Here is a 23,897-nt window from a genome sequence, read left to right on the forward strand (position 1 = left end):
GACGTCGCCTCGGGTGCCGAACGCCAGGATGGTGATTTGTGGACTCATGAAGGTGCCCCGATCGCGGAAAGAACGAGGTCACACAGGACTGTGGTGTGGGCGATCACGTCATAGGTCTCGTCGCGCGCGAGTTCGGCTACTGCGCCGTCGAGTGCCGCTCGGATGATGTTCTTCAGAACGACAGGGTCGATGTCGGTGACGAAATCGCCGTCCTCCATTCCTGCCGACAGGATGGACAGCGGATCGAGAAGGGCGAACTCAGCTGGTACCCCGGTGTCGTCGATGGATGACCGGATCGCCTCGTCGAATCTACGGCCCGATTTGTCGCGATAACTCGTGGAGATCTCATAGAGGGCGACGGCAGAACGGCGATGGGCGTCGAGGAATGCGCCGTTTGACTCCACGTAGGACCGAAGACGGTCACGCGCTCCCGATGCCGCGAGGATCCGCGGGATCATGATGCCGGCCGAGGTCTCGAACACGGTCTCGACCAGAGCGCCGACCAACTCATCCTTGTCGCGAAAGTGATACAGCACAACACTCTTCGCTATCTCCGCGCGCTCTGCGATCTTGGCCAGCGACGCGCTCGGGTAACCGACTTCGGCGATCAAGTCGATCGCGCACGCAACGATCTGTCGACGACGCGCCTCGTCGGCGAAGGTTCGGGCACCCGGTTGGGTTTTTGACCGCACGGTCGAATTATAGACCGATAGGTCTGGACAAGTCCACACCGTTCGGTTCACCGATGTATGTACGCAGTCGACCGGATCATCCGCGCGTGACCGAGGGATTCGGCCACTGTGACCGTGTGCAGACCTCGATCGAAGTCCACCGGTCGAGTTGAAGTCCGGCAGTCAGGGTGAGCGCGGCCCCAAGACGCTGATCCGCACCTCGCTTGCCTTCACCACCAGGTTGACGCTGAGACCGGCGACGAGCCCGAGGTCGGCGACCGCCGCCCAGGTGACCTCGGCCGCGATGACCTGATCACCGACCTCGGCGGTGACGACGGCGTGGTCGCCCCGGGGCGCCACATCTCGAACGGTGGCAGCGAGTGTCGTGCGCGGACTACCGTGCGGTGCTTCGAGATAGACGGCGACGGCGCGCGGAGAGAACGTTGCCGCGGCGCCCGCGCCCGGTTGTGGGCCGTCGTCTCCGGCGCTCCCGACGACACGGTTACCCGAAGCGTCGACGACGGTGTCGCGAGCATCCGTGCGTCCCACGAACAGGTTGAGCCCGGACAACGACGCCGCGAAACGACTTGTGGGCCGTGCCAGTACATCGCGCGCCGCGCCGGATTCGACGACACGACCGTTCTCGAGGACCATGATCTCGTCAGCCAGCCCGAGTGCGTCCACGGGGTCGTGGGTGACCATGATCGTCGTACGATCACGGTCGGCGAGGAGGGCGCGCAACAGGGCACGCAACCGACTCGCGACGTCGACATCCAGAGCGCGAAAAGGTTCGTCCAACAGCAGTATTCGCGGCTGCGCGGCCAGCGCCCGGGCGATCGCGACCCGCTGCGCCTGCCCACCGGAGAGCTGGTGCGGTTTGCGGTCGGCCAGGTCCGCCACCTCGGTGGCAGCCAGCCAGCGTTCCACCCGGCCCCGGATCTCCGACTTCCCGAGCCGCTGCGCCGAGGGCGCGAACGCCACGTTGTCGGCGACCGTCAGATGCGGGAACAGCCGCGCGTCCTGTGACAGCAGCGCAATACCCCGACGATTCGGCGGGACGAAGGTGAAGGAATCGCTGAACACTGTGTCGCCGAGAGCTATTCGGCCTCGTTCGTCACCTCGGAAGAGTCCGGCAAGAACCCGCAGCATGGTCGATTTGCCGGCCCCGTTGGGCCCCACGACCGCGGTGGTCGCGCCGGCGGCGAAGCGGTGCTCGACCCGCAACGAGGGCACCGCGAGGTCGATGGACACCTCCAGGTCGGCGCTGGTCACAACCCACCCGTCCCGGGACGTGTTCGGCGGCTGTGCACTCCCACGACGACGACCAGCGACACGACGACCAGGATGAGCGACAACGGGATCGCCGCCTGCGGGTCGTCGATCGCCGACACGTAGATCGCGAGCGGCGCGGTCTGGGTGACCCCGGGCGCGTTCCCGGCGAACGTGATCGTCGCGCCGAACTCGCCGAGCGCCCGCGCGAACGCGAGTACCAGGCCCGCGATCAGCGACGGCAGGACGAGCGGAAGGGTGACCCGCCACAGCGTCCGGGTCGGCCCGGCGCCCAGGGTCGCGGCGACCTCCTCGTATCGCGTACCGACCACGCGCACCGCACCTTCGACGCTGATCACGAGGAACGGCAACGCCACAAAGCTCTGCGCGAGGACGACCGCGGTGGTCGTGAAGGCGATGTCGACGCCGGCTGCGTGCAGGTGCTCACCGACGATCCCCAGCCTCCCGAAGGTGTAGAGCAGTGCCAGACCACCGACGACCGGCGGCAGTACCAGGGGTAGCAACACGAGTGCTCGGAGCACCCGGATGAGCGGGCCGTCGTGCCGCGCGAAGATCAGCGCCATCGGCACGCTCACGACCAGGCAGATCGCGGTGCTGCACGAGGCGGTGATCAGCGAGAGCCGAAGCGCATCCAGCGACGACGGCGACGAGACCTGTTCGACGAAGGTGCCCCACGGTGAGCGGAGGAGCAACGACAGGGGCGGCAGGACGATCAATCCGACACCGAGCAGTGCCAGGCCGTAGGTCCAGCCCGGTAGGCCTGCGGCGTCTCGCCGATACCGGAGTGCCGACCGCGTGGTCACGGTGCGCCGAAGCCGGCGTCGCGCAAGATGCCCTGACCAATCGGACCGAGGACGAGATCGACGAACTGCGCGGCGAGCTCCGGGTCGCCGGCGCCGGTGAGATCTGCGATCGGGTACGAGTTGATCACCGCCGCGAAGGCGGGATCCGTCACGGTGGCCACCATGTCGCCGGCGGCGCGCGCGTCGGTCACGTAGACGACTCCCGCGTCCGCCTGCCCGGTCGTCACCTTGGTCAGCACCGCGCTCACCGACTGTTCCTCCGACGCGGCGTCGACGGTGATCCCCGTGTTGCGCTCGACGGTCTCGGTGGCGGCGCCGCACGGCTGGGCCGACTGGCAGACGACCGTCGTCACGTCCGGCTTGTTCAGATCGGCGAACGACCTGATCCCGCGTGGATTACCCGGCGCCGTGACGATCACCAGTGTGTTGGTGGCGAAGACCTTCGGGTCGACGGCGAGGTCGCCCAGTTTGTCCATGTTCTTCTCGTCGGCGCTCGCGAACACATCGGCCGGCGCACCCTGCTGGATCTGGTTGGCGAGTGTCGACGAGCCGTCGAAGGACAGGCGCACGGTGACGCCGTCGTGCTGCTCCTCGAACTCGTTCGCGATGGCTGTGAACGTCTTCTTCAGTGACGCCGCCGCCGAGACGTCGAGGGTCGTCGAACCGGCCGCCGAGTCGGCGGCCCCGGAATCCGAACCCCCGGTGCCCGAGCATCCCGCCACGAGGAGCAGACCGATGGTCGCGAACGCGACGGCAAGCCTTCTCATCTGTTGTCCCGGTTGGTCTCGACGATGACGGTCGTCGCCTTGACGACGGCGGTGGCCACGACACCGGGTCGCAAATCCAGTTCGCGAACGGCATCCGCGCTCATGAGCGACGTCACCTCGAACGGGCCGCATTGCAGCGTCACCTGCGCCATCACCACATCCGTACGGACATCGGTGACGAGGCCGGTGAACCGATTGCGCGCCGAGCGCGCCACCGCCGCCCCGTCATCGGGTGCCACCGCACGTTCACGCGCCAGCGCCGCGAGCTGCGCTCCGTCGACGGTCGCGACAGGCCCGTCGTCGGACGGTTCGAGCACCCCGGACGCGATCCATCGGCGGACGGTGTCGTCGCTGACGCCTAGAAGAGTCGCGGCATCCTTGATCCGTATCGCAGTCACGGCCACACTCTATCCGCATCTGCGTCGAATATCGCGGTCAGACTCCGCAGATACGGACATCCACAGTTTCTTGACTTCAACCGGGCTTGAGGTCCTAGCGTCTATCTCACATCGATCGTCGGTATTCGGGCCGTCGGACCGATGAGTTCCGTGGGGGCGGGCGGTCAGTCTTGTCTAGGAACAGCGGAGTTCCCTGAGTTGTCCCCCATTCACACCCGGAGACGCCGGAAAATCGTTCGCTCCTGTCACACCCCATAGATACCGTGGAGAGTTATGAACTCAGTCACAGTTCCCGCCACCGCACCCGGCGCTGTCGCGACGTCGGATGTCGCGATCGAAGCCATCGACCTGGTCAAACGCTTCGGCGATTTCACCGCGGTCGACGGTGTCAGCTTCACGGTCCCGCGCGGGTCCGTGCTAGGTCTGCTCGGCCCCAACGGCGCCGGCAAGACCACCACGGTCCGCATGATGACCACCCTGTCGCCGCCGACGAGCGGGACCGCCCGCATCGCCGGCTACGACGTGATCGAGCAGCCCGGCATGGTCCGACAGAACATGGGCCTCACCGGCCAGGCGGCCACCGTCGACGAGATCCTCACCGGTCGCGAGAACCTGCGCATGATCGGTGGCCTCTACGGCATCGGCCGCAAGACCCTCGCCCGTCGATCCGACGAACTCCTGGAGCAGTTCTCACTCACCGAGGCCGGGAACAAACCGGTCAAGTCCTACTCCGGCGGTATGCGTCGCCGACTCGACCTCGCGGTCAGCCTGCTCGCGTCGCCACCCGTGTTGTTCCTCGACGAGCCGACCACCGGCCTCGACCCGCGGAGCCGCTCGGAACTGTGGGATGTCCTGCGTGACCTCGTCTCCGACGGGACCACCCTCCTTCTGACGACCCAGTACCTCGAAGAGGCCGACCAGCTCGCCGACGACATCGTCGTCATCGACAAGGGGAAGATCATCGCCCACGGAACACCATTGCAGCTCAAGGAACAGGCCGGTTCGGCCAGCCTGGTGCTGACCGTGTCCCGCGGCGAAGATCTCCCCGCGGCCGAGGCGCTGCTGCGCAAGAACGGTGCCGAGGTGTTCGTCGACGTCCCCGCACGCCGGCTCACCACCGCCTCCGGCGGCCTCGGTGACCTGCCCCGCGTCGCCGCCTGGTTCGACGAAAGCGGTATCGCCGTAGACGATTTCGGACTCGCCCGCCCGAGCCTCGACGACGTCTTCCTGTCCCTGACCGGCCACCGCGCCGAGGACACCACCAACACCACCGACGAGGAGACCGCCTGATGACCACCACTGCTGAGAAAGACGCGGTGGTCGCGAACACATCGCGCGTCCATCCGACCACCCTGTGGCAACAGTCCTGGATCATGGTCAAACGCAACATGATCCACACCAGACGCATGCCCGAGATGCTCTCTGACGTCACGATCCAGCCGATCATGTTCGTGGTCTTGTTCGCGTACGTGTTCGGCGCGTCGATCCAGACCGACAGCGCTTCCTACAAAGAGTTCCTGCTGCCGGGCATCATGGGGCAGACCATCGTGTTCACCGCGTTCATCGTGGCGTCGGGAATCACCGCCGATCTGGAGAAGGGCATCATCGACCGGTTCCGGTCGCTACCCATCCGACGGTCATCGGTGCTGATCGGCCGGAGCATCGCGAGTGTCATGCACAGCTCTATCGGCATCGTGGTGATGTCGCTGACCGGTCTCGCGATCGGATGGCGTATCCGCGGGTCCTTCGTCGAAGCCGTTCTCGCGTACGGCCTGCTACTCCTGTTCGGTTTCGCGATGATCTGGTTCGGCATTCTCATCGGATCATGGCTGCGCACCGTGGAAGCGGTGAACGGCTTCATGTTCTCGACGCTGTTCCCGATCACATTCCTGTCGAACGCTTTTGTCCCGACCGACCCGATGCCCACCTGGCTGCGGACGATCGCCGAATGGAACCCGATGTCATCGCTCGTCCAGGCATTGCGTGTCCTGTGGGGCAACGGTCCGGAGTTCGGTCCGGGTTCGGCGCTGCCGCTTCAGCATCCGGTGATCTCGACCATCATCTGGGCGGTCGCGCTGACCCTGGTCTTCGCACCGTTCGCCCTGCGGGCCTACAACAAGCGGACCATCGACTGAACCGCCGGGCAGGTACGCCCGCTCCGCGAGTACCGAGCCTGCGAGCGTATCCGCTCCCCGAGTAGCGAACCTGCGAGTAAATCCGGTCCCCGAGTAGCGAGCCCGCGAGCGTATCGAGGGGACTACAGCGGCCCGTTCAGGCAGTCAGAGTGATCGCCTGCAGCGGGTCGCTGTAGATCGCGTCCAGGGAGACCGCGCCGGCCGCCTGCTGCTGCACGCTGGCTCCCGAATGTGACACTCGCACATCGCGCTTGGCGACGATCGAGGTCTCACGAACCGCGCGGGCCACCGTGGGCAGGGTGGTCGGGTAGTCGGTGAACGCCTGACCACCGAGGATGATGTGGTCCGGGTTGAAGATGTCGGCGATGAGGCCGACCGTGCGGCCCAGCACCTCGGCGCGCTCTTCGAAGAGGGCGCGCGCAGTGGCGTCACCCGTACGAGCCAGGCCGTGCAGACCTTCGACGTCGGTCACCGAAAGCCCCAGCGCCTGAGCGGCTTCGACGATGCCGGTGTCGCTCACCGCGGGCTCGAGTCGACCCGTCCGGCGCGGGTCGAGCAGTGTGGTGGTGCCGGTCGGGAAGTGCCCGATGACCGGAGGTCCCGCAGTCGGGGTGTGCACGGTGCCGCCGACGCTGAAGGCGATGCCCAGCATCTCGCGGGCGTAGAAGTACAGGAAGCTCGACTGCTCGTCGACGGGATTCAGGACCAGCTCGGCGGCGGCCATCGCTTCGACGTGTGAGGCGACGGACACCGGCAGGCCGACGGCCTCGGCGATGACCCGCCCGACGGGAGCACCTTCCCAGCCGAGGCGGGGATGGTCGACGATGCCGCCCTCGGCAACACGTCCGCCCAGTGCGACGCCCACCCAGAGCACGCGCTTCCCGGTCCAGCGCTCGGCGAAGCGGCGGGCGCTCACGCCGATCGCGGCGAGCGTTTCCTCGGGGGTGTCGGCCTCCGGGGTCGGGATCTGGATGGCACCGACCACGCGGTGGAGCAGATCGTGGGTGGTGATCGAGGTGACCTTGTAGCCGATGTGGATGCCGAGGGTGAGGAACTCGGCGAGGTTGACCTCGAAGGGCAGGCGCGGGCGTCCGATGGCTCCCGACGGGGCCAGGTCGGCGCGTTCGCGGATCAGACCGGCCTTCAGCAGGGCGCTGACCTGGCGGTTGACCGTCGAGATGCTCAGACCGGTGCGCTCGGCGGCATCGTCACGGAACAGCGGCCCGGCCAGTCGCGCGGCCCGGAGGACGAGAGCGGCCGGTTTGTTCGACAGCTCGAGGCGCGGCGTCGAGACGTGCACCCGCTGATCCCCCCTGTTCAAGCCGCGTCGGTCCGCGACCGATCCCGGGACCCGGGGCGACGGCACCGGCGAAGGTACGGATGACAACGGTACTGGCTGGCGGTTGACCTGCGGCCCGCGGCGCACCGGACGCGATGCAGGTCGGCGGGTCAGCGGAGTGGGTGCGGTCCGCAGGGTACGGCCGGAGATCTCAGGAAGAATTGCGGTCATGATGTCCTCGTCGAAAATCCCCACGCTCTACACGGCGGGGGCAGGGTGGCTGAAGTGCTCTGGAGAAGAGACTTGGAGCGACACCCCGGAACGAGGCGTCGGCTCAGCGCATTCGACGACAACAACAGAGAACGCGAGCGAGCGGCAGACGGCAGCCCAGAGCGGTGGTCACATACGTGACCTCCGACAGGTTGCGGTCGACACTCGTCATGCGGATCAAACTAGCAACGCGGCCCCGTCGCGGCAAGACCGTTCCTCCAGGTGACCGAGGTTTCCGGAGCGGGGGTCACATGCGTTCACCGGCAAACTCGGCCTCACCGACGACGCCCCGCCCGGGTTGCGCTCAGCGTGGTTACAGAGCCACACGCTGCGGCTACCCGACCTGCTTCCCGTCATCGAGCGGACCAGGGCCCGTTGACCTCACCGGGTCGAGAGTGTCGGTGATCGACGGTAAATTGTGAGCATGACCACAACCGCGGGCGAGTCCGTCTCCGACGCCGATTTCCTCGAGATCGCCGAACCGTTCCGACGCGAGATCATTGCCCATTGCTACCGGATGATGGGCTCCCACCACGACGCCGAGGACCTCGCCCAGGAGACCTTCCTGCGCGCATGGCGCGGCTACGCCAAGTTCGACCACCGTTCCTCGGTGCGGACCTGGCTGCACAAGATCGCGACCAACACCTGCCTCACTGCATTGCAGAGTTCCCAGCGTCGCCCGCTTCCGTCCGGGCTCGGAGGCGACGCCTTCGACCCCACCGACGACCTGCTCCAGAACCACGAGGTGCCATGGCTCGAGCCGTACGCCGGCACCGTCGACGAGATCACCCCCGGCGACGACGCCGACCCGGCCTACGTCGTCGGCGCCCGGGAATCGGTACGACTGGCGTTCATCGCCGCCCTGCAGCACCTGCCGGAACGGCAACGTGCCGTACTGATCCTGCGTGACGTCCTGCAGTGGCGGGCCGCCGAGGTCGCCGACACCATCGGCGTCACCACCGCGACCGTCAACAGTCTTCTGCAGCGCGCACGAGAACAGCTCAAGACCGCCCGCCCCCAGGCGGAGTCGGGCAGCTCGGACTCGTCGGTCCTCGACGACGAAGCCAAGCGGGAACTGCTCGCCCGGTATGTGTCCGCCTTCGAGCGCTACGACGTCGACGCGATCGCCGAGATGTTCACCGACAAGGCGATCTGGGAGATGCCGCCGTTCACCGGTTGGTATCAGGGCCCGGAGGCCATCGGAACCCTCATCCGCAAGAACTGCCCGGCAGAGAAGGCCGGCGACCAGATCCTGCTGCCCACGGTCGCCAACGGACAACCGGCGTTCGGGTTGTACATGCGCGAACCAGACGGCGTCCATCGGCCGTTCCAGCTCCAGGTCCTCGACATCGATCCGCAGGCGAAGAAGGTCGGGTACGTGGTGGCCTTCTTCAGCGACACCCTCGAAGAGGACTTTGCCAGGTTCGGGCTCCCCGCCACTCCGTACGATGCACCCACCCGGGCGGCGCCCAACCCCTGGCACTGAGGTAGACGTCAGCCCTCCTCGGAGTCCTGCGGTAGTTGGGAGGGGTCCATCCAGACCACCTCCCACGCGTGATCGTCCGGATCACAGAAACTGCAGCAGTACATGAAGCCGAAGTCCTCGGGTTCGCGTAGCGGGGTGCCGCCGGTTGACAGTGCAGCGCTCACGAGGTGGTCGGCGTGCTCCCGGCTGTCGGCGGAGAACGAGACGAGCGCTTCGCGCCCCCGTGCGGGCTCGGCGATGCGCCCGGCCGCGAACCCTTCGAAACGTCGTCGTTGCATCAGGATCACCATCGCGGCGTCGTTGATCGGCATGCACACCGTGGCCGGGTCGCAGAACATCTCGTCGAATCGGAAACCCAGCGCGCCGAAGAACCGTCGTGACCGCGCGACGTCGGCGACCGGCAGATTGACGAAGAGCATCGATGCCACGGCTGGCCTCCAGTCGAGATCGGGGTACTACCCAGTACAGACCAGCCCGCGCAAGGGAACTCATCGGCGTCTAATAGTGTGCAGTCATGGGCGTCATCTATCTTGTGCGGCACGGTCAGGCTAATGCGTTGGCGTACGGCGTATCCGACGCCACGGACGACCTCCGGAACGGGCCCGGCGGACTCACTGCGACCGGTGACACCCAGGCCGCGGTGTCGGGTGCATTCCTCTCCGGTCAGGTCGGCGGATTCACCGCCGCCGTGAGTGGCAACCTGCCCCGCCAGAGTCAGACCCTCAACGGCGTCCTCGGCCCGTTCGAAACGCGGCCGGACGCGCGGGTCGATCCCGGCTGGAACGAGTACTCGCTCCCCGCACTCGTGGGACACGCGTCGCCGGAGATGTACCGCGACGGCCGCAACTACCAGCAGCAACTGGACAAGGGGCTCGCCGCGTGGATCGCCGCAGGTGAACACGACCCCGAGCCGGGACCCGACGGTGGGCCCGCCGAGAGCTACCCGCAGTTCCAGGCACGTGTGCACGACGCCGCGGCGCGAGCGACCGAGATGGCCGGTTCAGGTCAGACGCTTCTGGTGGTCTCCTCGGCGGGCACCATCACGCAGTGGATCGCCCAGCTCTGGGGCATCTCGGACGAGCAGTGGCCGAAGATGGCGCGCTCGATGGTGAACGCTTCCATCACCAAGCTCATCGTGGGTCGGCAAGGTGTGACCGTCGTGTCGTTCAACGAACACGGTCACCTCTCCGACCGTGAGGGCGGGATCTCGACCTTCCGCTGAGAAGGTCGGCGGCGCAGCGGGTCTGACCTCGATACGGCCCTCGGGTAGCCCCTCGGACCTACTCGGCCGGCGGGATTGGCCGGCCGAGTAACCACCAACACACACAGCGGCGCCCCCACCCCGCCGGCCGAGTAGCGTCGACCGAGCGGAGCGAGGGCGCCGCGTATCGAGGTCTTACGCCCGATGCAGATTCGTACCCGGACGCGTGAGCACCACGTTCGGGAGCACCGCGAACCGCGACAGTTGCGTGATCGAGTGTGCGACGACGGCGACGTCGGCGGCGGTGATCATCTCGTCGGCGGGGATGCGGTCCTCGAGCCAGTCCGTCATGTCGGTGTTGACGTAACCCGGCGCGATCGTCGTTGCGCTGACACCGTTCTCCGACTCCTCGAGGTTGAACGTCTCGCACAGCGAGATCAGCGCGGCCTTGGTCGCACCGTAGGCGGAGAGTTCGGGCTCGGGGTAGACACCGGTGATCGATGCCACCGCAACCACTTTCGCCGTGCCGACGGATTCCGCGGTCGCCCGCAACGTCGGCAGCACCGACTGCAGCAGGATGTATGGTGCCCGCACGTTGACCTCGTAGAGCCGGTCGAAACGCTTGACCGGCATCTCCGCCACCGCACCCTTGGAACCCATGCCCGCGTTGATGATCAACGCGTCGCAGCGCCCGAAAGCGTCGGCATGCGCGGTACCGAGTGCGGCGATCGCGTCGGCGTCGGTCATGTCGGCCGGGACGACCTCCACCCGACCCGCGCCGCGCTCCCGAAGCTCGGCCGCCTTGTTCTCCAACGCTTCCCGGCCTCGGGCACTGATCGTCAGGTCCCAGCCATCGGCTGCGAACCTCTCGGCGATCGCCGCCCCGATGCCCCGGGACGCGCCGGTGACCAGCGCGGCCCGGGTGTTCGACACTTCACTCATGCACTTGCCCCCCGTGTTTCTTCTCTGCCCGTTGCCGATTCAGCTGATGTGACGCAGGCCGGCGGCGATGAAGGCCGCGGTGGCCTCACCCGCACGCTCGGCACCATCGCCCGACGACGCACCCGAGAGCGCGCGGTAGGTGATGCCCTCAGCGATCACACCGAGCTTCAGGTTGGCCAAACCGAGGTAGAAGTCCCAGTCGCCGAGGTCGGAACCGGTTGCGGTGGCGTACTTCTGCGCGATCTCGTCCACGGAGGCGTAGCGGTCACTGGTCCATGCCGCGGAGAATCCGAGCACCTGATCGAAGACACCGGTGCGATAGACGCACATCAGCGCGACGTCGGTGATCGGGTCGCCGAGGGTGGACATCTCCCAGTCCACGACGGCGGCGATCTTCGCCGGGTCGTTCGCATCGACGATGGTGTTGTCGACACGGAAATCGCCGTGCACCACCGATTCCCGGGCTTGCTCCGGAACCCGCTCGGACAACGCCTCGACGAGCCGCTCGACGTCGGGCAGGTCGCGGGTCTTCACGTGACCCCACTGCCGGGCCCACAGCTTCACCTGTCGTGCAGCGAAGCCGGCCGGACGGCCGAACTCGCCGAGGCCGACGGCCTGGTAATCGACGGCGTGCAGGTCGGCGAGGGTCCGGACGAGGCCGTCGAGGTTGGCGGCCACCTCGTCGTCTGAGTAGGCGGCGAGATCCTCCGCCGTACGCACCACCCGCCCGTCGACGAACTCGACCACGGTGCACGGCGCCCCGATGATCGATCCGTCGGCATCGAAGGCGACCGTCTTGGCGACCGGCACCGAAGTGGACTGCAGCGCACTGGTGACGGCCCACTCACGGCCCATGTCGTGTGCGGACGGGGTGAGACCACCGGTCGGTGGGCGACGCGCCACCCACGAGGTCACGCCGTCGGTGACGGTGTAGGTCAGGTTCGACTTCCCACCGCTGATGAGTTCGATCGAGAGATCACCGGCGAGTTCGACACCGTTGTCGGTGAGGAGCCGACGGAGCTTGTCCGCCTCGAGGGCTGATTCGACCCCGGTCATTTCGCACCCGCCGCGGCCTGTGCCTTCTTCGCGCGCCCGACGGCGCGGCGAGCAATGGCCCAACGGTGGACCTCGGAGGGGCCGTCGTAGACGCGGAACGGACGGAGTTCCTGCGCCAGGCGCGCGATCGGCAGGTCCGCGGAGACACCGAGGCCGCCGCACATCTGGATGCTGCGATCGGCGATCCGCGAATATGCCTCACCGGCGAAGGTCTTGGCGATCGAGGTCTCGTCGGAGGCGTGGTTGCCCAGGTCCAGTTCGTGACAGGCCTTGAGCAGCAACGCACGCGAGGCCGCCAGGTCGATCTCGTTGTCGGCGATCATCTGCTGGATCATCCCGAGGTCGCCGAGTCGGCCACCGAATCCCTCACGGTGCGAGACGTAGTCGACGGCGACGTCGTGGCAGCGCTTTGCTGCGCCGAGCCAGCGCATGACGTGGGTCATGCGGGCCGGACCGAGGCGGACCTGCGCGTAGCGGTAGCCCTCGTCGACCTCGCCCAGGATGTCCTCGTCGGGGACGAAGACGTCGTCGAACGTGACCTCGCAGTGCCCGCCGATCATCGCCTTGTCGATGGTGTTGATGTGGCGTCCCACGGTGATGCCCGCGGTGCCGGCCGGAGCCAGGAACATCGTGGCGCCGCCACGATCTCCCGGTGACCCCGCGGTGCGGGCCATGATGATGAAGAAGCCCGCGCCCTCGGCACCGGTGATGAAGTGCTTCTTGCCGTTGATCTTCCAGCCGCCGTCGACGCGGACCGCCTGCGTGCGAAGCGCATTGGGGTCCGAACCCGCACCCGGTGCCGGTTCGGTCATCGCGAAGGCCGAACGGACCTCACCCGTGGCGAGCGGGGCCAGGTACTTGTGGCGCTGCTCTTCGCTGGCGATGCGCTCGAGCATGTGGATGTTGCCCTCATCGGGCGCACCGATGTGCAGCGCGACGGGACCGAAGGTGGAGTAGCCTGCTGCCTCGAAAACCGGTGCGCGGTCGGCCATGTCCAGTCCCAGCCCGCCGAACTCTACCGGCGCGTGCGGCGCGAAGATGCCCTCTGCCTTGGCCTTTGCGTTCATCTCACGACGAAGGTCGTCGCCACCGGCCGCGACGATGTCGCCACCGTTCGCGTCCTCGAGCGGCAGCACGTAGTCGCGGACGAAGCGTTCGGTCTTCTCGACCAGCTCGACCACCGCGGGATCGTGGCGCAGGTCTATGGGCATCGTGACTCCTTTGGCTGGACCGACGGGAACTTACCCCGACGCCGACCGAGCGATCGTTCGGCCGCCCATACCTTGCCAGGCGATGCGATCCCGGTCAAGGCTGACCGGGTGAAATCCGTGCCCTCAGTTGGTGCGGTACCCGACCAGGGCGCGGGCGAGCTGGAGATTTCGGGAGATCAGTTCGTCCGGCCCCAGCAAGCCGTCGAGCTTGAACCAGGTCGAGACACCGACACACATCGTCGCCACAGCCCGGGCGGCGTCCTTCGGGTACTCGGTGGTGAAGTCCCCCGCCTCCACACCGGCGAAGACGATCTCGTCGACCATCCGCTGCTGGCGGTCGCGATGACCGATGTACTTCGGCCGGTAGTCGTCGTCGAGGCTCCGGATCTCCGTGGAACCGACGAAGGCCTGCTCGCGCCGGTACATGTGGAACCGCAGCAGCGATTCGACGACCGCGTCGAACTGCTTCACCGGCTCCGGGCCGGCTTCGAGGATCGCCGCCTCCGAGCGGGCCAGCAGATCGGTCATCGTGCGTTCGAGCAGGCCCTGCAGCAGGGACTGCTTGGACGGGTAGTGGTGGTACAGCCCCGGCACCGAGAGGTTCGCCCGCGCGGCGATCTCGCGCACCGATGTGCCGTGGTAGCCCTGCTCGGCGAACGCCTCGAGGGCAGCGGCCAATGGGATCGGGAGCTCAGGCTCGCCGTAGTCACGCCAGGCGCCGAGAGGTTGCTTCGCCGGTCGCACGTCGGTTTCGCCGGTTCCGCTGCTCATGGGATCGACCATATCTGCCTACGAAGCACTACTCACCATCGGCGCTGCCGTGGGGCAGGCTCTTCTCCAGGATGTCCGCCGGAGACACGAGCAACGCGACGCTGAGGTCCACGACCTCAGACTTCGAGAGTGCGACGTCGCCCTCGAGCCAGGCGGCGAGCAGACGGCTCAGCCCACCCACCTTGTAGTGCGCGACGCCCGCTGCCTCGGCCGAGCCGACGTGCACATCGAGCACCGAGGAGGCGCTCTGGAGTGTCAGGCCCGCGAACAGCGTGGTCGACTCCATCCGCTTCGCGGCGATCACCGGGCTGAGCAGGGCCTGCGAGAACAGAAGTCGGCCCTTGCGTCGGTCCTTGTCGATGAGATCGACGATCACGGCGACCGCTCCCGACACCTTGCTGCGCATGGTCTCGCCCTCGGCGAACGCCGCCAGACTCGAGTGGGCGATCTCCTCGATGACCCCGTCGTACACCACTTCGACGAGCTGATCGACCGACTCGAAACTCTCGTAGAAATACCGTGCGGTCAGCCCGGCCCGCCGACAGACACCTCGCACCGTGACCGCTTCCGCGTCGTCGGCTCCGAGCAGGTCGAGGGCTGCGTCGATCAACGATGTGCGGCGTCGCGCGACCCGGGTGTCACCACCCTCGCCGCCGTAGGCGCGCAGGGAAGCCGCCGAATCCGACGCAGCAGCGTCGGACCCGTTGTCCGGGTTCGAAGGTCCTCTTCCCATGGTTCCTATCTTGACACCCCGGTAAGTTCATGTTTTATAAAACGGGAAACACACGTTTCCTAAATCCGACCAGGAGAGGTTCGATGGCAACGGAGCCTATCACCAGTGGAAGCTCGGCCCTGTCGCCGCAGACGCCCGCCGAGGTGACCGCCGAGGTCGCCGAATTCCTCACCGCTGAGCGCCCGGACACCGAGTTCCTGCCGTCGACCGCGCGCATGTCCCGCGCCGAACTCGACGCGCTCCCGTCCGCCGAGGATCTCGATCCGCTCGGCATCGGCGTCATCGCCGGCGCCGCGAACGTCATCATGCAGCTGAGCCTGCCCGCGGTGGGATATGGCGTCTATGAGAGCCGCGTCGACTCGGGCAACCTGTTCAAGCATCCGCTCAAGCGGGGTCGCACCACCCTGAGCTACCTCGCGGTCGCGGGGCTGGGCAGCGCCAAGGACCGCAAGGCCTACCGCAAGGCGATCGGCAAGGCCCACGCGCAGGTTCGGTCGACCGCCGACAGCCCAGTGAAGTACAACGCCTTCGACCCGAAGCTGCAGCTCTGGGTCGCGGCCTGTCTGTACCGCGGCACCGAGGACGTCCATCGGATCTTCGGCGGGATGACCGAGGTGACCGACGAGTTCTATCAGGCGGGTGCCGTCCTGGGCACCACGCTGCAGGTCCCGCGCGAGGCCTGGCCGGCCGACCGCGAGGCCTTCGAGCAGTACTGGAACTCCACCGTCGAGACCCTCGAGATCGACCCGGTCATCCGCGGGTACCTGTTGCAGATCGCCCGCGCCGAGTTCCTGGGGCCGGTCGTCGCCAAGTTGCTGGGCTGGTACTTCGAGATCCTGGCGATCGGCTTCCTGCCGGAGAACTTCCGCCGCAAGATGGACGTCCGCCTGTCGCCGTGGCAGGAGTTGTTCTTCGCCAAGCACAATGCCGTCCTGCGGGCGATCATCACCCGGGCGCCCAGACCGGTCCGCAGCTTTCCGTTCAACGTGCTGCTCGCCGACGTCCGCTGGCGGATGCGCACCGGCCGTCCACTGGTCTGAGCTCCCTGTCCCGGTTGGGGGAAGCCCGTCCCGCTCGTCGCGAGCGGGACGGGCTTTTCGGTTGGGACGTTTCTCGGCTCAGACCCTTCGCAAGGCCTCGCGATCGAGTGCGGTGACGTCGGTGTGGCCGGCCAGGCCGAGGGTGAGGTCGAGTTCGGCGATGATGTCGGCCACCGCATCCCGGGCACCCTCGGCACCGGCGAGGGCCAGCCCGTACATGTGCGGCCGGCCGATACATGCGGCGTCGGCGCCGAGCGCCAGTGCCTTGAACACGTCCGAACCGGTGTAGATCCCGGAGTCGATGAGCACTTTGATCCGACCGTCGACCGCGGGTGCGATCTCGTCGAGGGCGTCGATGGTGCTGATCGCTCCGTCGATCTGACGTCCGCCGTGGTTGGACACGATGATGCCGTCGACCCCGGCGTCGACGGCGCGACGGGCATCGTCGGGATGCAGCACGCCCTTGAGGACGATCGGCAACGACGTGCGCTCGCGCAGACCGGCAAGGTCGTCCCAGCTCAGCGACGGACGCGAGTAGATGTCGAGGAAGGTCTGCACCGCGGCCCGCGGTTGGGCCGAGGTGAGATTCGAGAGGAAGCGTCCGGGGGCGTTGCGGGTGATCGAGACCAGGGTCGCGATGGCGCCCAGGGAGATCTCCGGCCGCTCCTCGGCAGCGGTGCGCAGCCGGTCGGCGACGATGTCGACGAAGCGCCGGTCGGAGGTGTACTGCGCGATCCCCTCGCCCCGCGCGAACGGCAGCGATCCCAGGTTCAGATCCTGTGGCCGCCAACCGAGCATCGTGGTGTCGAGGGTGACGACCACCGCGTCGGCGCTGACGGCCGCCGCACGGGCCAGCAGACTGTCGACGAGGTCGTCGTCGGTCGACCAGTACAGCTGGAACCAGCGGGGGGCTCCCGGGGTCACGCCGTCCATCTCGGCCGCCACCGTCTCCATCGGCACACTCGCCTGGTTCGAGAAGATGTACGGCACACCGAGTTCCGCGGCGGCATGACCGATGAGACGATCTGCTCCCGGAGCGGCCAGCGAGCCGGCGCCCACCGGTGCGAACAGGACCGGCGCCGGGATGCGGCGTCCGAACAGATCCACCTCGAGGTTCCGCGCGGAGACGTCGCGGAGGATCCGCGGCACGATCGCCCAGCGGTCCAGGGCCTGCCGGTTGGCCGCCATCGTGCGACCCTCACCGGCGCCACCACCGATGTACGCCCACGCCCGAGCCGACATCGACCGTCTGGCGCGGCGTTCGAGTTCCGCGAAATCCGTTGGCACGCGGGGCTTTCGACGATGTACACCAGCGGTGTAGATGTCGTTCTGCCGCGCTCGCCCGTATCCCGTGGTCATGGGAGCCGATCGTAACGTCGGCGTCGCAGGACCCGGGGAGGATTCCCGGACCGGGGTGTCAGCGTGTGGCGACAGCCGTCGCGCCGGCAGCTGCGACCGTCACGACGCCGACCGACGGCCAGGCGCCGATCTTCTTCGCGAGCGGATGCGAGCCGCCGAAGGCCGCGAGGTATCCGGCGAGCAGTCCGCCGGCCACCACCGGACCCTGCTTGACCGCCCACTGCCGGGTGCACCAGGCACCCGCCGCTGCGAGGACCACCCCACCGAGCTCTCGTCGACCGCTGTAGCGAGCCGCCGCGAAGCCGCCGACCAGACCCGCAGCCACCACGGGCACCGTTGCATCCACTGCCATTCGACCAACCTACCGGCATCTCCGGGCCCCTACGCGCCCGCCGGACGTGGGGTCCCTGCGCCGCGGCCTCCCATCGGCGATGACGGAGACGGTGCGCCACAGGCTGGCCAAGAACCCCGCGGCCGTACGCGAGCACGGGCGTCGATCCGCTGGGAACCGCCCCTGGCTTCCGCCCCGGCCCGAAAAGCGCCCCTGGGAACCGCCCCTGGCTTCCGCCCCGGCCCGAAATGCGCCCCTGGGAACCGCCCTCCAGGGTCGCACCGCGAACGATCTGTCACCGACGGCGCTGTGGAGGGTTCTTTTCGGGGGCGGTTTTCGACGCCGGGCGGAAATCGGGGGCGCTTTTCAGGGGCGATCGTTGACGCTCACCGCGTTGACCCATCCGACGGGTGTCATCGCACCGAAGACCGGGTACCCGCAACCGCGCCGACCCCGCACCCGGAAGGGCCTCGCCATGACACAGACCGCCGAGATGACCGACTCATCCCTCCCTCACCGGCCTGTCCTCGACCCGAACTCCGGCCTCCGCGCGATCGACGACGCGACGACCGACCTCGAACTCGTCGAGGAGGTGCTGACCGCGCACTTCCGCCGCCACGCCCTGACGCTGAACAAAGTGGGTGCCGAACTGACTCCCGCGGCGGACGCCATCGCCGCCCGCATCGGCGGGGGCAAGCGCCTGCGCGCCGCCTTCTGTCTGTGGGGTGCCCGCGGCGCCGCCCACGGCCGGTCGGTCCCCGGTGTCGTCGAATTGGCGTCGGCCATCGAGCTGTTCCACTTCGCCGCCCTGGTCCACGACGACGTGATGGACGACTCCGACACCCGCCGCGGCCTGCCCACCATCCACCGTCTCTTCGCCGACACCCATCGCGCGGTAGGTCGTCGGGGCGACTCCGACACGTGGGGCACCGCGGTCGCCATCCTCGTCGGCGACATGTGTCTGTCGTGGTCGGACGACCTGGTCGCCGCGGCGGTCGACGCCGTCGACCGCCACACCCGTCAGGCTGTCCGCGAGACCTGGACCGAGATGCGCGACGAGGCGTACGCGGGCCAGTACCTGGACATGCTCAGCCAGACCGAGGACCACACCGATCCCGACCGGACCGAACGCGTCCTCCGGTACAAGAGCGCCCGCTACAGCATCGGCCAGCCACTTCGGCTCGGCGGCACGCTCGCCGGGGCCGACGCCGCCCTTCTCACCGACTACGACCGGATCGGGATCAGCGCCGGTGAGGCATTCCAATTGCGCGACGACATCCTCGGCGTCTTCGGCGATGAGAAGATCACCGGGAAGCCGGCGATCGACGACATCCGAGAGGGCAAGCGCACCATGCTGATGGCGCTGGCCGAGGAGTCCGCGACCTGGACGGAACGACGGATCATTGCCAACTGCCTCGGCAACCCGGACCTCGACGTCGCCGGTGCCGCACAGATGCGCGACGTCGTGGAATCCACCGGCGCCCTCGAGCGTGTGGAACAACGCATCGTCGAACTCGCCGAGGACGCCCTGGCGGTCGTCGCGGACGCATCGGTGGACGAGCTGACACGGCAGGCCCTGACCTCGCTCGTCGAACGTTGTGTGTGGCGCCGCTCATGACCCCGACTGCTGTTCCGACGGTCGAGCTACGCATCTGGGGCGTCGACCGGGTGATGCCCGCGCTCGGCCGGATGGCATCGGGCCGGCGGGCGTTGCGCGCCACCCCCGGACTCCGCTTCGCCAAACTGCTCGGCACCGGTACCGCAGAGACTTTCACGATGCAGAGCGCCGACCTGCGCCACTGGGCGGCACTCACCGTCTGGCACGACGACGATGCGGCTCGCGCGTCGGCGAATTCGCGTGTGCTGCGACGCTGGCAGTACGCGAGCACCGAGGAAATGCGCATCACGATGCGTCCGCTGCGCTCGAAGGGGAGATGGTCGCGGGTCGATCCGTTCGGCCACGAGAACCGAGATCCAGCGGCTGACCGCGCACGAGACTGGACCGGTTCGGTCGCCGCACTCACCCGAGCACGGCTGCGGCCGACGACGATGGCGTCCTTCTGGCGCGCGGTCCCGCCGGTCGCCTCGGAACTGGCCGGCGCGCAGGGGAATCGGCTCGCGCTCGGCGTCGGCGAGCTGCCGATCGGCGTGCAGGGGACCTTCTCACTCTGGGACTCCACGCGCGACCTCACCCACTTCGCCTACCACTCGCCCGCACACAAGTCCGCGATCTCGCGCACCAAACCCGCCCGTTGGTACGCCGAGGAACTGTTCGCCCGGTTCGCCGTCCTCGATGTGACCGGGACCTACCAGGGAAGATCGGCATGAGCACGACCAAATCACCTTCGCCGGCCGAGGCGCGAGGAGCGCAAGCAGGAGCCTCCCCGTTGCCTGAGGTGCGAGGAGCCCAAGCAGGAGCCTCCCCGCTGCCTGAGGTGCGAGGAGCGCCAGCAGGAGCCTCCCCGTTGCCTGAGGTGCGAGGAGCGCAAGCAGGAGCCTCCCCGCTGCCTGAGGTGCGAGGAGCGCAAGCGACGAGCCACGAAGGCCCGGCGACCCGGATACCCCGCCGCAAGCACCTCGTCACCCTCGCGTGGGTTCTCCTCGCCGCGACCATCGGGGTGCAGATCGCCTTCCCGCTGACCGGTGGTGGCACGCTGCCGCTCACCGTCGCGAGCGTCGTTCTCCTGGCGTCGGCGTCCGCCCTTCATCTCGCCGCCACGCGCGGATTCGGGGCCGCGATCGCACTGGTCGTGATCGCCGGCGGCGGTGGCCTCGTCGCCGAGGCGATCGGTGTCAGCACCGGATTCCCCTTCGGCACATACGCATACACCGACGGTCTGGGCCTCAAGCTTCTCGGTGTCCCGGTCCTGGTGCCCCTGGCCTGGATCATGATGTCGTGGCCGGCACTCGCCGTGACACGACGGCTCGTCGGCGCCATGCGGCTGTCCGGTACGCGGGCTCGCGTGGTGACCGCCTTCCTGGGGGCGTACGCGCTGACGGCCTGGGATGTCTTCCTCGATCCCCAGATGGTCGATCAGGGTCACTGGAACTGGCAGTACCCCACCCCGTCGTTACCCGGTGTCGACGACATCCCGTTGACGAACTTCGCAGGCTGGCTTCTGGTCTCGTTCCTGATGACCGCCCTCCTCGACCAGGTGATCGGTGCCGGTGACACCGCCGACGCCGATGACGCGGTCCCGGTGGCCGCCTACCTGTGGACCTACTTCTCGTCGGTGATGGCGCATGCGATGTTCTTCGGCCGCCCGACGGTCGCGCTGGCCGGTGCCGTGGTGATGGGTGTCGTCGCGATCCCGCTCATCGTTCTCGAAGTGCGGTCGTTCCGGTCCAGGAGACACGGTGCGAGCGTCTGACCTCTGGCGTCGCACGGTGACGGTCGGGGCCGGCTTGTCACTGGCGTCGCTCGCCCTCACCGTCGACAACGCGATTCGCGTGCGCCGCCCAAGTCTCGCGGACATCCCTCCCGCCGAGCATCTTTCGGTGCTGATACCCATGCGGAACGAGATCACCCGGGCCGAACGCTGCATCACCGCCGTCCTCGAGGCCGTCGACAGATGGCCCGGCCCCGCCCGCGTCCTCGTGCTCGACGACGGATCTCTCGACGGCACCGACGCCCTCCTCGCGCGGCTGGCCGCCCACGACGACCGACTCGAGGTGTTCGAGGGCTCCCCGCCACCGCCGGGTTGGCTCGGGAAGTCCTGGGCCTGCCGGCAATTGGCCGACCACGCCGCCCCAGGCGGGATCCTCGCCTTCGTCGATGCCGACGTCGTGGTCGAACCCCATGCATTCACCTCCTCATTCGCGTTGTTGCGCAACGCCGGACTCGACCTCGTGAGTCCCTACCCGCGGCAGGTCGCCATCAGTGCTGCCGAGCGTTTGGTGCAACCTCTGCTGCAGTGGTCGTGGCTCAGCACGCTCCCGCTGGGAATCGCCGAACGGTCCCCGCGCGAATCACTGACCGCCGCGAACGGCCAGTTCCTGATGGTCGATGCCGCCACCTATCGCCGCGCCGGCGGACACGAAGCGGTCCGTGACGTCGTCCTGGAGGACATCGCACTCCTCCGTGCGATCAAGGCCGCGGGCGGTCGAGGTGTGGTGGCCGAAGGGAGCACCGTGGCGACCTGCCACATGTACGACGGCTGGGACGAAGTCCGTGCGGGATACCGCAAGTCGCTGTGGTCCGCGTTCGGCTCACCCGCCGGGACGTCGGCGGTGACCGCCGGTCTGTGTCTCATGTACGTGATCCCGGCGCTCGCCGCTCTGACGGGCTCCCGCACCGGACTGGTGGGATACCTCGCCGGCGTCGCCTCGCGACTCGTGTCCGCGCGGACCACGGGCGGACGTACGTTCCCCGACGCCCTGGGACATCCTGCGTCCATCGCACTCTTCACCTTCCTCGCCGCGGATTCGGCGATCGCCCGCCGCCGTGGCGAACTGCAGTGGAAGGGACGCACCATCGAGGTCTCCCGATGAGCCGGGTCATCGTCATCGGCGCCGGCGTCGGCGGACTCGCCACGGCGATGCGCCTGCTGGCGGCCGGCCATGACGTCACCGTTCTCGAACAGTTCGACACCGTGGGCGGCAAACTCGGCGTGATCGAACACGACGGCTTCGTCTTCGACACCGGCCCGTCACTGGTCACCATGCCGCACGTCCTCACCGAGTTGTTCGACGACACCGGCGCCCCGGTGGACGAGTTCCTCGAGCTCGAACGCCTGCCGGTCGCAGCGCGCTACCGGTTCCCCGACGGCACGGTCCTAGACCTGCCCGACACGCTCGACCACATCCCCTCCGCGCTGGACGACGCACTCGGACCCGGTTCGGGTGCCCAGTGGTCGGCGTTTCTCGGACGCGCGCAGGCAATTTGGGACGTCACCCACGGCCCGTTCCTCGAGTCGCCGATGAGCGTCCGGACGATGATCGGCGGGATCGCCACCCCCTCCGACGTCCGTACCGTGGCGCCGTGGAAAACGCTGCGGGGGCTGGGGTCCGAGTATCTCAGCGATTCGCGGTTGGCGATGTTGCTCGACCGTTACGCCACCTACACCGGCTCGGATCCACGTCGTGCACCGGCGGCCCTGGCCTCCGTTCCGTGGGCAGAGCAGGCCTGGGGCTCCTGGTATGTTCGCGGCGGCCTCGGTCGGATCGCCACCGCGATGCGGGATCGGTTGCTCGCCCTGGGTGGTCGGGTCGAGTTCGGGGTCGAGGTGTCCCGGGTCTCGACGGATGAACACGGCCGGGTCGACGGTGTCGTACTCGCCGACGGCAGCCGCCGATCCGCCGATCTCGTCGTGGCGAATGCCGACGCCCGCCAGGTCTTCGATCGCCTCGTCCCCCGCCGCTCCGCACGCATTCCGTCTGCGCTGCTGCGGCGTTCGACACCGTCGCTGTCGGGCTTCGTCCTGCTCCTCGCGCTCGACAACCCGCCCGCCGACCAGGCCCACCATCACGTCCTGTTCGCCGAGGACTACGACGAGGAGTTCGACGCCGTCTTCGGTTTCAACGGCCCGCCGCGACCCGTCGCCCGTCCGACCGTGTACATCTCCGCGCCGGACGATCCGGAGATCGTCCCAGGCCCCGGCACCGCAGCCTGGTTCGTGCTCGTCAACGCACCGCGACACGACCCGGAGCACGGAGTCGACTGGGATGCAGCAGGACTCGCGGACAAATATGCCGACCAGATCATGCAGGTGATGGCCGACCGCGGTCTCGACGTCCGCGACCAGGTCCGCCACCGCCTGCTGGTCACACCGGCCGATCTCGAACGCCGCACCATGACCCCCGGCGGCTCGATCTACGGATCGTCGTCGAACGGACCGCGGGCCGCCTTCTTGCGGCCGAAGAACACCTCACCCATCCCGGGCCTGTACCTGGTCGGCGGTTCGTCGCACCCCGGCGGCGGACTCCCGCTGGTGATGCTGTCGGCGAAGATCGTCGCGGACCTGATAGCACAGTCGCCCACTCCCTGAGGTGCGAGAGGGCGCGTCGCCCACTGCTCCCTGAGGTGCGAGAGGGCGTGTCGCCCACTGCTCCCTGAGGTGCGAGCGAAGCGAGCCACGAAGGGCTGGCGAGATAACCTCACCAGGCCTTCGTGGGGGGGGGGGGGCGCGCCCCGCCCCCCACGCAGCACGGGCCG

The 23,897-nt window shown here is 67.9% G+C and carries 24 protein-coding genes; 10 read left to right on the forward strand and 14 right to left on the reverse strand.

Annotation, left to right across the window (positions count from 1 at the left end; all coding sequences use genetic code 11):
* Positions 1-44 precede the first annotated feature (44 nt).
* From M1L58_RS20950 to M1L58_RS20970, 5 genes are all read right to left on the reverse strand, one after another.
* Positions 45-692, reverse strand: a complete 648-nt coding sequence (locus tag M1L58_RS20950) for a TetR/AcrR family transcriptional regulator (RefSeq protein WP_248660358.1) — start codon at positions 690-692, stop codon at positions 45-47.
* Positions 693-854: 162 nt separating this feature from the next.
* Positions 855-1,943 (reverse strand): sulfate/molybdate ABC transporter ATP-binding protein, encoded by a 1,089-nt coding sequence (locus tag M1L58_RS20955; protein ID WP_248660359.1) that lies wholly within the window; start codon positions 1,941-1,943, stop codon positions 855-857.
* Complete coding sequence (locus tag M1L58_RS20960) at positions 1,940-2,764, reverse strand: ABC transporter permease (RefSeq protein ID WP_248660360.1); 825 nt, start codon at positions 2,762-2,764, stop codon at positions 1,940-1,942. Before M1L58_RS20960 ends, M1L58_RS20955 begins: the two co-directional genes overlap by 4 nt.
* Positions 2,761-3,531, reverse strand: a complete 771-nt coding sequence (gene modA / locus M1L58_RS20965) for a molybdate ABC transporter substrate-binding protein (protein ID WP_248660361.1) — start codon at positions 3,529-3,531, stop codon at positions 2,761-2,763. The genes M1L58_RS20960 and modA overlap by 4 nt, the downstream gene beginning before the upstream one ends.
* Positions 3,528-3,929 carry a TOBE domain-containing protein gene (locus M1L58_RS20970; protein WP_248660362.1) on the reverse strand — a complete coding sequence of 134 codons (402 nt, stop codon included), beginning with the start codon at positions 3,927-3,929 and terminating at the stop codon, positions 3,528-3,530. The genes modA and M1L58_RS20970 overlap by 4 nt, the downstream gene beginning before the upstream one ends.
* Positions 3,930-4,202: 273 nt before the next feature.
* On the opposite strand from M1L58_RS20970, the gene M1L58_RS20975 reads away from it, so the two are divergent.
* Together M1L58_RS20975 and M1L58_RS20980 are read left to right on the forward strand one after the other, a co-directional pair.
* The gene (locus tag M1L58_RS20975) at positions 4,203-5,219 is read left to right on the forward strand and encodes an ATP-binding cassette domain-containing protein (RefSeq protein ID WP_248660363.1); all 1,017 of its coding nucleotides are present in this window, start codon (positions 4,203-4,205) and stop codon (positions 5,217-5,219) included.
* Positions 5,219-6,064: an ABC transporter permease gene (locus tag M1L58_RS20980; RefSeq protein ID WP_006868730.1), complete on the forward strand. Its 846-nt coding sequence runs from the start codon at positions 5,219-5,221 to the stop codon at positions 6,062-6,064. The genes M1L58_RS20975 and M1L58_RS20980 overlap by 1 nt, the downstream gene beginning before the upstream one ends.
* Positions 6,065-6,200: 136 nt before the next feature.
* Here M1L58_RS20980 and M1L58_RS20985 read toward each other — a convergent pair whose 3' ends face one another.
* Positions 6,201-7,364, reverse strand: a complete 1,164-nt coding sequence (locus M1L58_RS20985; protein ID WP_308221831.1) for an ROK family transcriptional regulator — start codon at positions 7,362-7,364, stop codon at positions 6,201-6,203.
* Between the two features lie 673 nt (positions 7,365-8,037).
* Here M1L58_RS20985 and M1L58_RS20990 point away from each other — a divergent pair.
* On the forward strand, positions 8,038-9,099 hold the full coding sequence (locus M1L58_RS20990; protein ID WP_248660365.1) for a sigma-70 family RNA polymerase sigma factor: 1,062 nt from the start codon (positions 8,038-8,040) through the stop codon (positions 9,097-9,099).
* 8 nt (positions 9,100-9,107) lie between these two features.
* Here M1L58_RS20990 and M1L58_RS20995 read toward each other — a convergent pair whose 3' ends face one another.
* Entirely contained in the window at positions 9,108-9,527 is a 420-nt protein-coding gene (locus M1L58_RS20995) for a VOC family protein (protein ID WP_248660366.1), read from the reverse strand.
* Positions 9,528-9,613: 86 nt separating this feature from the next.
* Between M1L58_RS20995 and M1L58_RS21000 the strand changes: the two genes are divergently transcribed.
* The gene (locus tag M1L58_RS21000; protein ID WP_248660367.1) at positions 9,614-10,321 is read left to right on the forward strand and encodes a histidine phosphatase family protein; all 708 of its coding nucleotides are present in this window, start codon (positions 9,614-9,616) and stop codon (positions 10,319-10,321) included.
* Between the two features lie 174 nt (positions 10,322-10,495).
* Here the strand turns inward: M1L58_RS21000 and M1L58_RS21005 are convergent, their stop codons facing one another.
* From M1L58_RS21005 to M1L58_RS21025, 5 genes are all read right to left on the reverse strand, one after another.
* Positions 10,496-11,242: an SDR family NAD(P)-dependent oxidoreductase gene (locus M1L58_RS21005; RefSeq protein ID WP_248660368.1), complete on the reverse strand. Its 747-nt coding sequence runs from the start codon at positions 11,240-11,242 to the stop codon at positions 10,496-10,498.
* A 39-nt stretch (positions 11,243-11,281) separates the two neighbouring features.
* The gene (locus M1L58_RS21010) at positions 11,282-12,298 is read right to left on the reverse strand and encodes a phosphotransferase family protein (protein WP_154882166.1); all 1,017 of its coding nucleotides are present in this window, start codon (positions 12,296-12,298) and stop codon (positions 11,282-11,284) included.
* Positions 12,295-13,509, reverse strand: a complete 1,215-nt coding sequence (locus tag M1L58_RS21015; protein ID WP_248660369.1) for an acyl-CoA dehydrogenase family protein — start codon at positions 13,507-13,509, stop codon at positions 12,295-12,297. The genes M1L58_RS21010 and M1L58_RS21015 overlap by 4 nt, the downstream gene beginning before the upstream one ends.
* A 123-nt stretch (positions 13,510-13,632) precedes the next feature.
* Complete coding sequence (locus tag M1L58_RS21020; RefSeq protein ID WP_006357973.1) at positions 13,633-14,280, reverse strand: TetR/AcrR family transcriptional regulator; 648 nt, start codon at positions 14,278-14,280, stop codon at positions 13,633-13,635.
* A 28-nt stretch (positions 14,281-14,308) separates the two neighbouring features.
* Positions 14,309-15,013 (reverse strand): TetR/AcrR family transcriptional regulator, encoded by a 705-nt coding sequence (locus M1L58_RS21025; RefSeq protein WP_006868721.1) that lies wholly within the window; start codon positions 15,011-15,013, stop codon positions 14,309-14,311.
* Between the two features lie 83 nt (positions 15,014-15,096).
* On the opposite strand from M1L58_RS21025, the gene M1L58_RS21030 reads away from it, so the two are divergent.
* Positions 15,097-16,053 carry an oxygenase MpaB family protein gene (locus tag M1L58_RS21030; protein WP_248660370.1) on the forward strand — a complete coding sequence of 319 codons (957 nt, stop codon included), beginning with the start codon at positions 15,097-15,099 and terminating at the stop codon, positions 16,051-16,053.
* A 78-nt stretch (positions 16,054-16,131) separates the two neighbouring features.
* Here M1L58_RS21030 and M1L58_RS21035 read toward each other — a convergent pair whose 3' ends face one another.
* Positions 16,132-17,412, reverse strand: a complete 1,281-nt coding sequence (locus M1L58_RS21035; RefSeq protein WP_248660371.1) for an alpha-hydroxy-acid oxidizing protein — start codon at positions 17,410-17,412, stop codon at positions 16,132-16,134.
* Positions 17,413-17,470: 58 nt separating this feature from the next.
* Positions 17,471-17,764, reverse strand: a complete 294-nt coding sequence (locus M1L58_RS21040) for a hypothetical protein (RefSeq protein WP_227026275.1) — start codon at positions 17,762-17,764, stop codon at positions 17,471-17,473.
* Positions 17,765-18,218: 454 nt separating this feature from the next.
* Between M1L58_RS21040 and M1L58_RS21045 the strand changes: the two genes are divergently transcribed.
* The 5 genes from M1L58_RS21045 to M1L58_RS21065 all read left to right on the forward strand — a co-directional run bounded on the left by M1L58_RS21045 (position 18,219) and on the right by M1L58_RS21065 (position 23,730).
* The gene (locus tag M1L58_RS21045; protein WP_248660378.1) at positions 18,219-19,361 is read left to right on the forward strand and encodes a polyprenyl synthetase family protein; all 1,143 of its coding nucleotides are present in this window, start codon (positions 18,219-18,221) and stop codon (positions 19,359-19,361) included.
* Positions 19,358-20,071, forward strand: a complete 714-nt coding sequence (locus tag M1L58_RS21050; protein ID WP_248660372.1) for a monooxygenase — start codon at positions 19,358-19,360, stop codon at positions 20,069-20,071. The genes M1L58_RS21045 and M1L58_RS21050 overlap by 4 nt, the downstream gene beginning before the upstream one ends.
* Positions 20,072-20,256: 185 nt before the next feature.
* A complete protein-coding gene (locus M1L58_RS21055) occupies positions 20,257-21,114 on the forward strand; it encodes a carotenoid biosynthesis protein (protein WP_248660373.1) in 858 nt (285 codons plus the stop codon).
* Complete coding sequence (locus M1L58_RS21060) at positions 21,101-22,234, forward strand: glycosyltransferase (RefSeq protein WP_248660374.1); 1,134 nt, start codon at positions 21,101-21,103, stop codon at positions 22,232-22,234. Before M1L58_RS21055 ends, M1L58_RS21060 begins: the two co-directional genes overlap by 14 nt.
* Complete coding sequence (locus M1L58_RS21065) at positions 22,231-23,730, forward strand: phytoene desaturase family protein (RefSeq protein WP_248660375.1); 1,500 nt, start codon at positions 22,231-22,233, stop codon at positions 23,728-23,730. Before M1L58_RS21060 ends, M1L58_RS21065 begins: the two co-directional genes overlap by 4 nt.
* Positions 23,731-23,897 lie beyond the last annotated feature (167 nt).

It is taken from the genome of Gordonia sp. C13 (assembly GCF_023218005.1).
Lineage (GTDB): Bacteria > Actinomycetota > Actinomycetes > Mycobacteriales > Mycobacteriaceae > Gordonia > Gordonia namibiensis.

Coding starts and splice junctions, on each gene's coding strand:
- modA (WP_248660361.1), bottom strand. CDS start 3,531: ATGAGAAGGCTTGCCGTCGCGTTCGCGACCATCGGTCTGCTCCTCGTG.
- M1L58_RS20975 (WP_248660363.1), top strand. CDS start 4,203: ATGAACTCAGTCACAGTTCCCGCCACCGCACCCGGCGCTGTCGCGACG.
- M1L58_RS20980 (WP_006868730.1), top strand. CDS start 5,219: ATGACCACCACTGCTGAGAAAGACGCGGTGGTCGCGAACACATCGCGC.
- M1L58_RS20990 (WP_248660365.1), top strand. CDS start 8,038: ATGACCACAACCGCGGGCGAGTCCGTCTCCGACGCCGATTTCCTCGAG.
- M1L58_RS21000 (WP_248660367.1), top strand. CDS start 9,614: ATGGGCGTCATCTATCTTGTGCGGCACGGTCAGGCTAATGCGTTGGCG.
- M1L58_RS21005 (WP_248660368.1), bottom strand. CDS start 11,242: ATGAGTGAAGTGTCGAACACCCGGGCCGCGCTGGTCACCGGCGCGTCC.
- M1L58_RS21010 (WP_154882166.1), bottom strand. CDS start 12,298: ATGACCGGGGTCGAATCAGCCCTCGAGGCGGACAAGCTCCGTCGGCTC.
- M1L58_RS21015 (WP_248660369.1), bottom strand. CDS start 13,509: ATGCCCATAGACCTGCGCCACGATCCCGCGGTGGTCGAGCTGGTCGAG.
- M1L58_RS21020 (WP_006357973.1), bottom strand. CDS start 14,280: ATGAGCAGCGGAACCGGCGAAACCGACGTGCGACCGGCGAAGCAACCT.
- M1L58_RS21025 (WP_006868721.1), bottom strand. CDS start 15,013: ATGGGAAGAGGACCTTCGAACCCGGACAACGGGTCCGACGCTGCTGCG.
- M1L58_RS21030 (WP_248660370.1), top strand. CDS start 15,097: ATGGCAACGGAGCCTATCACCAGTGGAAGCTCGGCCCTGTCGCCGCAG.
- M1L58_RS21035 (WP_248660371.1), bottom strand. CDS start 17,412: ATGACCACGGGATACGGGCGAGCGCGGCAGAACGACATCTACACCGCT.
- M1L58_RS21040 (WP_227026275.1), bottom strand. CDS start 17,764: ATGGCAGTGGATGCAACGGTGCCCGTGGTGGCTGCGGGTCTGGTCGGC.
- M1L58_RS21045 (WP_248660378.1), top strand. CDS start 18,219: ATGACACAGACCGCCGAGATGACCGACTCATCCCTCCCTCACCGGCCT.
- M1L58_RS21050 (WP_248660372.1), top strand. CDS start 19,358: ATGACCCCGACTGCTGTTCCGACGGTCGAGCTACGCATCTGGGGCGTC.
- M1L58_RS21065 (WP_248660375.1), top strand. CDS start 22,231: ATGAGCCGGGTCATCGTCATCGGCGCCGGCGTCGGCGGACTCGCCACG.